Below are 13,792 nucleotides of genomic sequence, written 5' to 3' on the forward strand. Positions count from 1 at the left end.
CTGAAGGGACTGACGCGGTCGATGGGCAGTGGGTCACCACCGCAGACCCTCTCGCGTCTGCTCCTGACTAGGGGAGTCATTCTCACCGTTGCCGGTGGACTCTGTTGGATCGGTGCGGATCGCATCGCCGCTTCGGTGGTCGCTCGGATGCGTCCCAGCCTTGAGCAGCAGCTCTCCAAGCCCCTTGGCCATCCCCTGCGGATTGGCCCTTACAAGGGCTTGAGTCTTTCGGGTGTCTCCCTCGGCCCCAGCGAAGTCCAGCGCGGTTTGCTGGATGACTCCACCGCATCGGTTGAATCTGTGTCTTTCGGTCTGGCGCCGCTGGCCAGCCTGCGCCGCTGGAAGCCTGTGGCGGTGGTCAAGTTGCGTGGTGTGCGGGTTGATTTGCGTCGGAATGCCGAGGGGGCCTACTGGGTGCCAGGGCCTGCCGGTGATCAGCCTCCTCCGAAGCTCGGTCTCTTGATCCGTCTGTTGGATCCGGCCCAGATCAGGATTCAGCCTGCGGACTTGACTGTGCGGGCAGCGGGCCGTGCTGATGTCCATTTGGATCAGTCCTGGGCCGATTCGGCTGTTCAGCTGACTCTTCCCCAACAGGGCAAGGTGGCGATGCGTTTGAAGGGACGCTGGCGAGACCCTCAATTCGACCTTCAGGCCAGGATTGACAAGCTGCGTCTTCAGTCCCTCCAGGGGTTGATTCCCCCCGCCAGTGAAGTCGCACTTCAGGGGCAGTTAGGGGGGGACCTCCAACTTGGCTGGCAGGCCGGCAAGGCCAGTTGCCATGGAGGGATCTCTTTGGTTGGGTTCGCAATGAACTCACCGGCTCTACAGGCACCGCTCCGCAGCCCTCAGTTGCAGATCAGCTGTAAGGGGGATCGGCTGACGCTGCCGCGAAGCCCCTGGAGCTTTGGTGCTTATCAAGCCTCCTTGCAAGGCGATGTGGCGCTCAACCGGTCCTTCAATCTGCATCTGAATCTTCAGGAACCTGGCAGGGATCGTCAGCTTCGTGCTGATCTCAAGGGGCCATGGCATCAACCTCGACTGCGGATCGACGGTCGGTGGAGCCCGCCAACGTCAGTTGCCTTGAAGGGGCCGCTCAAGCTTGATCTGGAGCTGAGCGGCGACTGGAGTGACCAAGAGGCCATCACAGCCAGCCTTGATCGTTTGGATCTTCACGGGCCCGGGCTCAAACTCAGGGCCGCTGGCGGCCTTTACCCCCGCATGGCAGTTGCCAGCCAGCAGCTTGAGATGGCTGGATCAGCCTGGAGTCAGTTGTCGCTGGTGCCCGAGTTGCTTGGCGACAACACTCCTGTTCGCGGCGTCGTTCGCCTTCGTGGGGAGACCACCAAGCCTCAGTTCAGTCTGACCCTTGGCCAACGGGCCAATCCTTTGCTGCAGGACTGGTCCTTGAAGGCCGACTGGGATGTAGCCAAGGGCCTGGTTCGGTTGGATCGTTTCACCAGCCCTGACCTTCAGGCCGAGGCGGTGCTACCCCTGCGACTCACTGGTCGCCGTCTGGAGCTGGGCCCTCTCAAGGCGGGCATTCAACTCAAGGACTTCCCCCTGGCGCGGATTGGCCCCATCGTTGGCACCTCGATGGCGGGCCGTCTCTCGGCCTTCGGTGAGCTGAGCGGTCCATTGAACGCCCTGCGCCCTGATCTGGATCTTCAGCTGGTGACGCCGGAAGCTGGACTCCTTCGCCTGTCTGAAGTGTGGCAGGGGCGCTTTGAGGGGCGGCCTGGCGGAGGTGGTCGGTTGAGCATGACCGCTGCAGATGCTGTGATCGGAGGATCTCTTCAGGCCAGGCTCGGCCGCAACTGGCTTCCGACCACCGTCACATTGGTCCGTCAGGGGGGCGAGCTCAGCCTTGCTGGCACTCCGGCTTCTTACCGATGGCAGGCTCGACGTCTGCCGTTGGATGGTTTGGAATTAGCCCTGCCTCCGAAGGGGCGGTTCGAAGGGCTTTATGGCCGCTTGTCTGGGGAGGGCACTCTCGGACTGCAGCCTCTTGCAATGGAGGGAAACCTCACCTTTGACCGTCCGGGACTGCTTGGCGTTCAGCTTCGTCAGGCCCAGCTTCAGGGCACCTACAGCAACCGTCGGTATCAACTCACCGGTGAATTGCTCCCGCCTGATTCCGGCCAAGTGCTGCTCAAGGCCGAAGGTCGTCTTGGTGCTGGCCTGGATGCTGAGGTGGATGCCCTGGGCCTCAGTGCGCGTTGGCTCACACGCGGTGTGCTCAGCCTCACGAACCTCACCGATGATCTTCCTGCTGTGGAGGGAAGGGCGGAGGATCTCGGCACCCTGCTTGTGAACACCTTTGGTGGGTCGCTGAATGGACAGCTTCAGGCCCTGAACGCGGTGCAGCAAGACCTCAAGGCTCACGAGCAGACGGTCCGCAATCGCTCCGCCTTCCATCCCGAGGATCTGCGTGGTCAGGTTGATGCCCGCATCAGCCTGAGTGGAGACCATCTGGCTGACCTCAATCTTGAGCTCAAGGCCAGCGGCCACCTCTGGGTGGAAGGGGATGACGTGGATCATGCTTTGCAAATCGAACCGTTCGTCGCCACGATCAGCGGTCCGATTGGGGCGGGTGAAGGGCAGTTCTCGTTGCAGCATCTGCCCTTCTCGCTGCTGGCGCTCGTGGCACCGGTTCCCCCTGCTTTGCTCGGGGCCGTTGGCCTTTCGGGCCGCTATCGACTTGGTGATGGAGCTCCTCAGCTAACGACGGAACTGGTTCTTGAAGATGCCCGGATCGGTGCCCATCGCCTCACCCTCGACAAGGGTCAGATCACCCTGGCCGGCAACGCCTTGCTGCTGGATCTGGCCTTGCGTGATGAGTCGGCTGAACAGGCTGTCGTGGTCACCGGCCAGGTTCCTTTGGAGCCGTCGAGTGCTCTCGATGTGCGCGTGGTCACCCGAGGCGACGGTCTTCGCTTCCTCACGGGTTTCACCAATGATCGCCTCGTTTGGACGACAGGTGATGCCCGCCTTCGGCTGATTTTGAGCGGCACTCTCAGTCAGCCGCAGGCGAACGGTTTCCTGGTGGTCGACAAGGGTGGCTTCCAACTTGAGAAGCAGGACATCAGTGACTTCAACACCTCCGTCGTCTTTGATTTCAACCGACTTGAGGTTCAGTCGCTGAAGGCTCGGGTTGGCAAAAACGGACGCTTGGATGGCAAGGGCGGCCTTGGCTTATTCACCGCACTGCCCGAGCCTCAGCCGCTCGTTCTGTCCCTCAGCAAGACTCGTCTCAATCTGCCGATTGCCGATGTTGAGGTCACTGCGGATCTCAATGTCAACGGTGCACTGGTGCGTCCGCGGATCGGTGGTGCACTGGCGATCAGTAATGGCACGATCCGGCCGTCCCCCTCGTTGTTTGCCAGGAAGCGTTCGCAACGTGGTGACGGAGGGCAGGAATCGGCCAATCAGCCGGTGGCCTTCAACACCCTGCTTGAAGATCAATGGGATTTTCAGAAGCCCCTGGTGCTTTTGGGCCCAGAGGTGGAGGCCAGCTCAAGTCGGTCTCTGAAGGCTGCGATGCCCAAGCTGCCTGCATTGGGCTTCAACAACCTGCGTGTCAGTTTCGGTCCGAAGTTGGCCGTCACCGTCGCGCCGGTGGCCGCTTTCACCACCAGGGGGCGACTGACCCTGAATGGTGCGCTGGATCCCAGCCTCAAGCTTCAGGGTGTGGTGCAGATGCTGACTGGACGCATCTCGTTCTTCACCACCAGCTTTCAGCTCGACCGTCGAGCGGCCAACGTGGCCATCTTCACTCCCTCGATGGGGCTGATCCCTTACGTCGACGTGGCTCTCACCAGCCGCGTCTCTGACAGTGTGAGTATCGGCACTGGCAACAACGCCGTATCCACCAACATTTTTGAGACCAATGGCAGCGGCAGTCTTGGGGCTGGTGGTGAGCTCAGGCTTGTGAAGGTGATGGTGGAAGCCAGTGGCCCGGCAGACCGTCTCGCCGACAACTTCACGTTGCGTAGTTCACCTCCCATGCCCCGCGCCCAGCTCCTCGGGCTGATTGGTGGCAACTCCCTTGCTGGATTGTCCGGTGCCGGAGGGGGAACCGCTCTGGCGGCGTTGCTGGGGCAGTCGTTGCTCACTCCTGTGATCGGGACGCTCACGGATGCCTTCAGCCAGCGGCTCCAGTTCGCTCTCTATCCCACCTACGTCACTCCGCAGATTCAGGATGAGAAAGAGCGTGTGTCTGGTGAAGTGCCACCTCAGTTGGCGCTGGTGACCGAACTGGGAGTTGACCTCACTGACCGCTTCAATCTCTCGGTGCTCGCGGCACCCAATCGCAATGACATTCCCCCCCAGGGAACGCTGTCTTATCAGATCAATCCCAACCTCAGCTTGTCAGGCTCGGTTGACAATCAGGGCACCTGGCAGAGCCAGTTCCAGGTGTTCTTCCGCTTCTGACCATGGCATCGGCTGAGCAGGTGATCGGGGTGGATTTGGGGGGCACAGCAATCAAGCTGGCGCGCTTCACCCGTGACGGGTTGTTGTTGGCGGAAGAGCAGATCCCCACACCGCAGCCGGCCATGCCCGGCGCCATTTGCATGGCGCTCTGCGAGGCGATCGAACAGCTGGATCCTGATCGTTGTGCCTCGCTGGTGGGTGTCGGTCTGCCCGGGCCGATGGATGCAGCGGCGCGGGTGGCGCGGGTGTGCATCAACCTGCCTGGCTGGGAAGAGGTGCCGCTGGCGGACTGGCTTGAGCCCCGTCTCCAGCGCAGGGTGACCCTGGCCAACGATGGCAATTGCGCCTTAGTGGGAGAAGCTTGGTCTGGTGCCGCCCGTGACTGCACGGACGTGGTGTTGCTCACCCTTGGCACCGGTGTGGGGGGTGGCGTGATGCTGGGTGGCACGCTGTTCACCGGCCACAACGGTGCTGCTGCCGAACCAGGACTGATCAGCATTGACCCGAATGGTTTGTCCTGCAACAGCGGCAATCGAGGCAGCCTCGAGCAGTTCGCCAGCATCGCCGCTCTGCGCAGGCTGTGGGATGGGGATCCAGCTGAGCTTGCCCGCCGAGCTTCGCAAGGAGACGTTGAGGCTCGGGCGGTGTGGTCGGATTACGGCCGCACCCTCGGGGTGGGGATCAGCTCATTGGTGTATGTCTTCACCCCGCAACGGGTGCTGCTCGGTGGTGGGTTGGCAGCTGCCTCGGAGCACTTCCTGCCGGCTGTGCGTCGCGAGGTGGAAGAGCGGGTGCAGGCTGTCAGTCGTGAAGGGCTGTGCATCGAAGCCTGTGCTCTCGGCAACGGTGCAGGCCGGCTTGGGGCTGCTCGTTTGGCCTTAGACCGACTGACCTGAGCTGGATGCCGCAGTGGCTGAGCTTCGGTGTTGCCCCGTGAAACGGGATGATGCATCCCAGATCCCATCTCGTGTCGATGACCAGCCAGGCTGTGCCCGAACCGTCCGCTGAGCTGCTGCGCCTGGCAACGGCGGTTCGCCGCGCCGCCATCGATCTGGGGCAGACCACGGATCAGCAGCGTCAGCAGGCCCTCGCGGCGATGGCTGCAGCCCTTCAGGCCCATGCGGATCGGATCGCGGCTGCGAATGCCGCCGATCTTGAGCAGGCTGCGGCTGAAGGCCTGGCTCCGGCCCTGGTGGCCAGGCTCAAGCTGGATCAGGCCAAGCTCGCCGGCGCGATTGAGGGCGTGCGGCAGGTCGCTGACCTGCAGGATCCCCTCGGATCCAGGCAATTGCATCGGGAGCTGAGCGAGCGACTCGTGCTGGAGCGCATCACAGTGCCTTTGGGTGTGCTTGGAGTGATCTTTGAGGCCCGCCCCGACGCCGTGATCCAGATTGCGTCTCTGGCGATCCGCTCCGGTAACGGGGCCATCCTCAAGGGAGGCAGCGAAGCCAACCGCACCAATCAGGCGGTGATGGCAGCCTTGCAGGAGGGTCTGGCTCACTCGGTGGTGAGCGCTGATGCCCTCGCTCTGCTCACCACGCGTCAGGAAAGTCTGGCCCTGCTGCGGTTGGATGGATTGGTGGATCTGATCATTCCCCGCGGCAGCAATGAGCTGGTGCGCTTCATTCAGGACAACACCCGTATCCCAGTGCTTGGCCACGCTGATGGCGTTTGCCATCTCTACGTGGATGCTGAGGCTGACTGTGGCCAGGCTCTGCGCATCGCCATTGACAGCAAGACCCAGTACCCCGCCGCTTGCAACGCGATTGAAACGCTTCTGGTGCATGAGGCGATCGCTGAACGTTTTCTGAAGGACGCCATTCCCGCCTTTGCTGGTGTAGGTGTCGAACTGCGCGGTGATCAGGCCAGCATGGCTCTGGGTGTGACCCATCCCGCCGCTGAGGCCGACTGGGGTCGCGAATATCTCGATCTGATCCTTGCCGTGCGGGTGGTGCCTGATCTGGAGACGGCTCTTGAACACATCCGTCGCCATGGCTCTCGTCACACCGAAGCGATCGCCACCGCGAATGGCACGACTGCCGAGCGTTTCCTGCGTGCGGTCGACAGTGCGGGGGTCTATCACAACTGCTCCACTCGTTTTGCTGACGGTTTCCGTTATGGCTTTGGTGCTGAGGTGGGGATCAGCACCCAGACCCTTCCTCCCCGCGGCCCCGTCGGACTGGAGGGTCTGGTGACCTACCGCTACCGCCTGCGTGGCGATGGTCATCTCGCTGCAGACTTCGCGACAGGGGAGCGTCAGTTCAGCCATCGGGATCTGCCGCTTTGACCGTTCCTGCCTTGATGGTTCCCGCCTTGATCGTTCCTGTCTTGATCCCTGACCGCTTTGACAACTGAAGCTTTGAAGGACGCCCTCCATATCTCTGACCTGCGGGTCTGGGCCCATGTCGGTGTGCTCGATCACGAGCGCCGCGATGGCCAATGGTTTTCGTTGGATCTGAGCATGAGGCTCGATCTGGACGATGCCGCTCGCAACGATGATCTGTCCCGTTCCGCTGACTACAGCCTTGCGGTGCAGGCTGTCCAGTCGCTCGTCAACTCGCTTCAGTGTCAGACCATTGAGCACTTCAGTGAGCGGGTTCTGGCGTTACTCGAAGAGCTCTACGGACCAGTGCCCATGCGCGTTCTCCTGCGCAAATGTGCGGCGCCCATCCCTGGATTCGGGGGTACGGTTGCCGTTGAACGCCATCGCCACTGGACGGTGTGAACGACTCCAGACCCCTGGTTCTGGTGCATGGATTGTGGGACACGCCCCACCTGTTCCGGCGCCTGGTTCACCGTCTCGATCAGCATCAGATCTCTCTGCTGGTGCCCCACCTCCCCCATCGCCTCGGGGCGATTCCCCTGACGACTCTGGCTCGACAGCTCGACCAGTGCATCGCCGCTCGCTGGGGGGATCAGGAGATTGATCTCCTCGGCTTTTCGATGGGTGGCGTCATCAGTCGTGTTTGGCTTCAGGACTTTGGGGGGGGTAGGCGCTGCCGTCGGTTCATCAGCGTGGGAAGTCCTCAGCAAGGCACGCTGACGGCTCAATGGATTCCGCGCTGGCTGTTTGCCGGTCTTGCCGATATGAAACGGGGTAGTCCCCTCCTCAACCACCTCAATGCCGACCTGACGGCCTTGCAACGTGTGGAATGCGTGAGTTTCTTTTGCCGCTGGGACCTGATGGTGGTTCCTGGTTGGCAGGCCGTGCTGCCAATGGGGACGCAGGAGGAGGTGCCGGTGCTGAGCCATCAGCAGCTGATGGCTCACCCTTTATCGCTTGAGATCTTGATGAAAACGATCCTGAAGGATTGACTGGCAGTTCGCTGCAACGTGGACACACTGAAAAAAGACCTTCCCATCGCAACCGATGTGTTTTTCGGCTTCAGCCAGCTTCACAGCATCAGCGGTTTTGATGCCCCTTGGGCTCTACTCCCATCATCTGGCTTCCAAGGCGGAACGCCCTGGATATCAACCTCTTGCACTGGTTCCATTCTTTTTCGGTGTGCAGCAGTTTGTTGAAGGACTGGAGTGGACGGCCATTGGCAATGGATCGGCTCCGCCGATGGAACCACTGGCAACCTTTGGTGCCCTGGGCTTTCTCTTCTTTGCTTATTGCTTCTGGATGATCTGGATTCCATGGAGTGCATGGTCCATCAGTCGCAGTACTGACTCTCGAGGGTTGCAGAGTCGTTTGCAATGGGTGGCGATTGTTGCAACGGTGCTGGGACTCCTTTTCTATACCCCGTTGCTTTTCAATATGCCGGCTGTGCAGCCTGCAGTTCACAGCACCGGCAGATTGATGTATGACCTCAGTGGGCTTGGCAGTATCTGGCATAACTTCGTCAACACCGAACCTGTTGGCGAATTGGTGTATTGGGGCTTCATCGTTTTGCCCCTTTTAGCGGTGAGTGATAGGGCTGTGAGGTTGTTTGGCGTGCTCATCTTTGTCTCAATTTTTCTGACCTGGCTGACATACAGCGCCACCTTCAATTCTGTTTGGTGCTTCTACTGTGCGGTGTTGTCAATCATGGTGATTTGGATCGTGAATCGTCCGGAAATGCGTCGTGCTTGATCCTGTGGGATTTCCGCTCAGCGCTTTGCTCGAGTCCATGGTTCAAGCCATGTTGGACATGGACACGGGCCTTGGTCTGGTCATCGGCGTTGGCCTCTCTATGTCTGCCTCGCATTTGTTTTCGCTCCTGGCGAATCGACTCTGTCTGCGCCAGATCGCGCTGCAAATGGTGGTTGATGCCCTTGTTCTCAGCTTGGCTCTAAGCCTTGGAATTCTCTGCCACAGCTTGATGTTGATGTTGATGGAACATGTTCCACCGCAGCCGATCATGATGGCGAATCGCATGGGAGCGGCCCTGTGGCCTGGTTTGTTCTATGTGCTTGTTGCGGCCCCTTATATCAGTGATTTGATCGCCGTCACGCTGTTGGCCTGGATTCACCTCAACGTGATCTTGTTGCTTCAGGTTCACTACGGCATTCCTCTTCAGGAAGGCCTTGTGGTGTCTCTTCCTGGTTTTGTGTTGGCCTTGGTGCTGATTGCTCTGGTGTTTGCCCAGCGCTGGCGAGCCAGTTACAACACCCTGGCGCGAGAGGTGGGCACATGAGTGAGCGCAGCGCCGCCATTCAGCATCACCGCAACCATCTGCGCTTGGGCTGGAGAGTGGTGGTGATCCTCCTCCTGATCACCTCGGTGTTGGCCTTCCTCGGGGTGAGTGCGGTTCGCCAAGACGCGGCCATCCTGCTTAACCCTGAGTCCATCCGTGAACTGGTGACCATGGTTGGCGCTTTGCTGGTCGTGGTGGTGGCCTTGGTGGGGGTGTATTCGGTGATGGTGGATTTCGTCTTTTGGGAAGGCTGGATGCAGGGATTGCCGGATCCCCGAGATCTATTCCCTGCCTTGGATCCGAATGCTTCCGGCCACCGGCACTACCTGGTGTATCTCGATGGCATTCACCAGAGCGAGGAGGATCATCCGCCGCGCGTCAGTGAATTTCTGCAGCATCTGGAGCAGGCGATCGACCGTGATTCTTTGTTGGTTAAGGGGATTGAGGCCTACACCATTACCCCCGTTGGCCTGAAATCCACCCCCTTTGGTCACTGGTTTTGGCAACGCCTCTTTTCACTTCAGGAGCACCACCCCAATGGCTGGGTGCGATTTCTCTGCTCCTTCTGTGTGCAAGCCAACAATGTCATCAAGGTGGGGATTTCATCGGATCGGCGTTACGGCCCGGTGATGAATTACGAATTGGCATTAAAGATCGCCAGACGTTTGGCTGCTATCGGCTTCCATCCCAGTCGAGCCAGCCGCGTCGTTCTTGTTGGCTACAGCGGTGGAGGCGAGATGGCCATCGGCACGGCGGCCATGCTTCAGAAGTTGTGCCATGTGCCTGTACAGGTGATCACTGTCTGCGGGGTGTTCAGCGGCAATGGTGATCTGGAGACGCTTGAGCACGTGTCGATGGTGGTGGGTGCCAAGGATCCTGTGGCTGCCCTCGGCAGGATCGCCTACCCGGGACGACTTCCTCTGCTTCCGCTCTCGAATTGGAATCGTTGGCTGACCTACGGACGCTTGCATCGTTACGAGATTGCTTCGATGAGCCACAACGGCAATTCCGGGCCGTTCAGTCGGCACTATCGCGACCAAGTGGTGGCAGCCATTTGCAGTGAGCTAGCGCTCACGCAGGCGGGGTGAGACTTTCCTCTCCGTTGAGGCGGCGTACCAAATCGAAAGGGCTATGACGGGGTTGGCTAGCCACCAGGCGACCGAGCGCTGGAGCACAGGCATCACCTTGCAGGAACAGATCTGAAGGGAGGGCCCGAAGGGCGTTTTGATAGCGACCGACGCAGTCCTCTCGATCCGTGCCAATGCCCGGGTTCAAACCATGCTGGAGCAGTTGATCGAGTTGTTCGTTCAGGCGTTCACGCCAGATTCCGCCCAGGGTGAGTGGGAACAAATGACTGCGTCCCGTGAGCGCCTGCTCGAGTAGAGCCGTTGAATCAATGCAGAATCCCAGGGCGCCATAGCCCCCGGAGTGCAGATGTCCTCGGCAGGCAGTCGTGTTGTGGACCGCGGCCATCAGGTCGCAGAGGTCGAGGGCTAACAAGAGTTGCTCAGCTCTGATGGCCTGGCCTGGGTAGGCGACCGTTCCATTGTCGCGATCGTTCTGCCAGGGGCGATGCAGGTCATTCATGGCGGCCCAGCCATTCAGCCCCTCAGTGCCCTGGTAGTACTGCAGCAGCGTGCAGGCTGTTCCGTCCGGCGGAATCAGCTCCAGTTCGAAGCTGCAGTGAGGTAGCAGAGCCTCTAGCTCTTGGCCTTGGCGTAGCAAGCCTGTGCGGTACGCCACCCCGAGCGGCACCTGATTCCAGGCGCTGCCTGCCTCTGCTTTCGGGTCGTTTGGACAGCTGGCGCCCATTCCAAAGCTGGCGACACTGGCTCGGATGCGAGCCCCGCAGGTCCAGCCACGATCGCTCAGTCGGGCAATCAGCTCACGGGGGCTGGTTGTGCCCTCGAACGTGAATGGGGCTGAGCGGCTGCCATAGCAGCCGGTGCTCGTGAGCAGTCGGTTCGATCCGAGAGCGTTTAAGACCTGGGCCAGGAGCGTGTTGCACCAGCGGCTTTCGCCGGTCTGTCGATGCTTCAGTCCGTGGTTCCGCCAGACCAGCCCCGCGCCCAGGCTGCGCAGTCCTGAACGCGCATCGGATGAGCTGTTGTTCCCTTCCCTGGCTGAATCCGAAAGCTGTTTGGCCTGCCTGCGCCACGCTTCCAGTGAGCTAGGCAGCCGATGCGGTGTCTCGCCGGCTTGGATCGTGAGCGCAGACCATCTCTGGAGGGCGTTACGTCGTGACGGCTGGGTCGCCTCTGTTGCGGGGATCAGGTGCTGCAGGTCGTCGGCCAGGGCCGCCAGCATCAGCGGGCTGATCAGTCCTCCCTCAAGCACGGCCCCGAGACCGCGGAGATGGTCTGGGAGGACAGCTGAAGCGTGCCTCCATTTGCGGGGAAGGATGGCGAGCAGGGGGATCAGGTGGCGCTGATCCAGATCCCTGAGCAGTTCAGACAGGAAGGCTTCACGGCTGATGCCTCGACGCAGCCAGCTTGTGTCCAGTGCTGCCTCGAAGCTGATGAGGGCTGCCTCTTCAATCTGATCATCAGCCTGGTGCCCCCAAGCCTCAGAGATGGCGAGCGGGTCATGGTTTGATCCAGACCCCTGCTTCGTCATGGGGCAGAGGGGGTGAGTCCTGAATGGCGGATCAGAGCATCGGTGCTGGCGGCTCGTCCTCGGAATTCGGCATACACCTCGGCGGGCGACCGGCTGCCGCCGAGGCTGAGCACGGTGTTGCGGAATCTCTGACCGGTCGACTGCACTTGCTCCTCCTGGTCGAGGCCGACTTCTTCGAAGGCTGCGAAGGCATCGGCGCTGAGCACTTCAGCCCATTTGTAGGAGTAATAGCCAGAGGAATAACCACCGGCAAAGATATGGCCAAAGGCGCAGAGGAAGTGATCCTCTGCGATCGGCGGCATCACTGTGGTGGAGGCTGCAAGTTGCCTGCGCAGCTGATCGGGACTCATCCCGAGCTGCTTCGACCATTGGCTGTGCAGGCGGAGATCTGTGAGTGCGAAGTGCACCTGGCGGAGCGTGGCGCACCCTGCCATGAATGTGCGCGCCTGCAGCAGTTTTTGGAAGTCGGATTCTGGGAGGGGTTCACCGGTCTGCCAGTGCCGGGCCATTCCCATCAAGGTGGCGCGGTCGAGGCACCAGTTCTCCATGAACTGGGAGGGCAGCTCCACGGCATCCCATTCGACGTTGTTGATGCCCGCGGCCTGGGGATATTCCACGGTGGTGAGCATGTGTTGAAGGCCATGGCCAAACTCATGGAAGAGGGTTTCCACCTCTTCAAAGCTCATCAGGCTTGGGGTGTTGTCCGTGGGAGGGGTCTGATTGCAGATCAGATAAGCCACCGGCAAGGTCAACTCGCCTGATTCGCTGCGGGAACGATTCAGGCATTCATCCATCCATGCACCGCCACGTTTGCTGGATGGACGGCTATAGGGATCGAGATAAAAGGCGGCTAGGGGTGCGCCGTCGTGCTCGCAGACGCGGAAAAAGCGCACATCCGGATGCCAGATCGGCGCCTCCCCATCAGCGGCCTCGATCCGGATTGAGAACAGGCGTTCACACAGTCCGAACAGCCCTTCAAGGACCTGGGGCAGTGGGAACCATGGGCGCAGAGCTTCTTGGTTGAGATCAAACTGTTCCTGGCGCAGCTTCTCGGCCCAGTAGGTGACATCCCAGGGGGCCAGGCAGTCCGCTTCCGGTGCCTGGTGGCGACGAGCACAGTCCCGCAGGGCGTCGATCTCCCTTTCGGCGGCTGGCTTGGCCGCGGCGCGCAGCTCTTCAAGTAGAGCCTCAACGCTGTCGACGTTGTCTGCCATTTTGCTGGCCAGACTGAGTTCGGCCCAGTGGGCATAATCCAGTCTCTTGGCCTGATCAGCCCGCAGGCTGAGGATCGATTCAATGAGAGGAGTGTTGTCGAGATCGCCACTGCTGGCACGTCCCACATGGGCTCTGTAGAGGGTTTCTCTCAGGGCTCGGTTTTCGGCATAGGTCAGGAAGGGGATGTAGCGGGGCATGTCGAGGCCAAGTCTCCATGGGCCGCGTTCAGCGCTTGCTTCGCTGCCGTCACGGTGACGATCATCGGCATCTCGAGCCGCGGAAGCGAGGGTGTCGAGAGCGCGTGGTGGAAGCCCGGCGACCTCATCCAAATCGTGCAGTACCAAGCTCCAGGCTTGGGTGGCATCAAGGACGTGGTTGCTGAACTGGGTTGATAACTCGGCCAGCTGCTCACTGGCTTGGTTGAAGGCCGTTTGGTCGTCGCCTTGAAGACCAACCCCCCTCTGCTGCATCGAGAGCAACTCAGCATCGACGATCCGCACTTGGGTGGGATCAAGCGACTGGGCTGGATGATGTCGCAACTGTTCGAGGGCTTGATGCAGCACTGAGCTCTGGCCCATGCGGTTGCCGAAGCGCACCACCTCAGGCTGTTGGCTTGCATGGGCTTCTCGTAATTCCGGGCTGTTGCAGACGCCATTCAGGTGGGTGACCACGCCCCAGCTCCAGCGCATCTGCTCACCGATGCGCTGCAAAGGCGGCATCACATCAGTCCAGCTGATCGCCTCCCCCTGGCCCAGCTTCTGCTGGAGGCTGGTCTCCAGAGACACCAATTGCTCCTCCAGTCTTCGCAGCAGACCTGGAAGATGCTCTCCCACCGCTTCAGGGGTGATTGCCGAGTAGTCAGGAAGACCACGGCCCTTGAGGAGAGCCGGCTGGCTGGTGCTGGTCATGCC

At 60.8% G+C, this 13,792-nt stretch carries 10 protein-coding genes; 8 read left to right on the forward strand and 2 right to left on the reverse strand.

The window, feature by feature from the left end:
- Window positions 1-21: 21 nt before the first annotated feature.
- The 8 genes from SIB72_RS09185 to SIB72_RS09220 all read left to right on the forward strand — a co-directional run bounded on the left by SIB72_RS09185 (window position 22) and on the right by SIB72_RS09220 (window position 10,138).
- Window positions 22-4,431, forward strand: coding sequence for a translocation/assembly module TamB domain-containing protein (locus SIB72_RS09185; RefSeq protein ID WP_413743692.1), 4,410 nt, complete (start codon window positions 22-24; stop codon window positions 4,429-4,431).
- A gap of 2 nt (window positions 4,432-4,433) precedes the next feature.
- Complete coding sequence (locus SIB72_RS09190) at window positions 4,434-5,327, forward strand: ROK family protein (RefSeq protein WP_115120827.1); 894 nt, start codon at window positions 4,434-4,436, stop codon at window positions 5,325-5,327.
- Between the two features lie 77 nt (window positions 5,328-5,404).
- Window positions 5,405-6,718 carry a glutamate-5-semialdehyde dehydrogenase gene (locus SIB72_RS09195; RefSeq protein WP_413743693.1) on the forward strand — a complete coding sequence of 438 codons (1,314 nt, stop codon included), beginning with the start codon at window positions 5,405-5,407 and terminating at the stop codon, window positions 6,716-6,718.
- Window positions 6,719-6,790: 72 nt separating this feature from the next.
- Window positions 6,791-7,156, forward strand: coding sequence for a dihydroneopterin aldolase (folB, locus tag SIB72_RS09200; protein ID WP_413743694.1), 366 nt, complete (start codon window positions 6,791-6,793; stop codon window positions 7,154-7,156).
- Entirely contained in the window at window positions 7,144-7,746 is a 603-nt protein-coding gene (locus SIB72_RS09205; RefSeq protein ID WP_413745087.1) for an esterase/lipase family protein, read from the forward strand. The genes folB and SIB72_RS09205 overlap by 13 nt, the downstream gene beginning before the upstream one ends.
- Window positions 7,747-7,801: 55 nt before the next feature.
- Window positions 7,802-8,506 carry a hypothetical protein gene (locus SIB72_RS09210; RefSeq protein WP_413743695.1) on the forward strand — a complete coding sequence of 235 codons (705 nt, stop codon included), beginning with the start codon at window positions 7,802-7,804 and terminating at the stop codon, window positions 8,504-8,506.
- 37 nt (window positions 8,507-8,543) lie between these two features.
- Entirely contained in the window at window positions 8,544-9,050 is a 507-nt protein-coding gene (locus tag SIB72_RS09215) for a hypothetical protein (RefSeq protein WP_413745088.1), read from the forward strand.
- On the forward strand, window positions 9,047-10,138 hold the full coding sequence (locus SIB72_RS09220; protein ID WP_413743696.1) for an alpha/beta hydrolase: 1,092 nt from the start codon (window positions 9,047-9,049) through the stop codon (window positions 10,136-10,138). Before SIB72_RS09215 ends, SIB72_RS09220 begins: the two co-directional genes overlap by 4 nt.
- Here the strand turns inward: SIB72_RS09220 and SIB72_RS09225 are convergent.
- On the reverse strand, window positions 10,122-11,666 hold the full coding sequence (locus tag SIB72_RS09225; protein ID WP_413743697.1) for an arginine repressor: 1,545 nt from the start codon (window positions 11,664-11,666) through the stop codon (window positions 10,122-10,124). The two genes, SIB72_RS09220 and SIB72_RS09225, sit on opposite strands and share 17 nt — an antisense overlap.
- Window positions 11,663-13,789 (reverse strand): M3 family metallopeptidase, encoded by a 2,127-nt coding sequence (locus SIB72_RS09230; RefSeq protein ID WP_413743698.1) that lies wholly within the window; start codon window positions 13,787-13,789, stop codon window positions 11,663-11,665. Before SIB72_RS09230 ends, SIB72_RS09225 begins: the two co-directional genes overlap by 4 nt.
- Between the last annotated feature and the right edge of the window lie 3 nt (window positions 13,790-13,792).

Origin of the sequence: Synechococcus sp. MIT S9451 (assembly GCF_047304725.1) — a bacterium.
GTDB lineage: Bacteria > Cyanobacteriota > Cyanobacteriia > PCC-6307 > Cyanobiaceae > Synechococcus_C.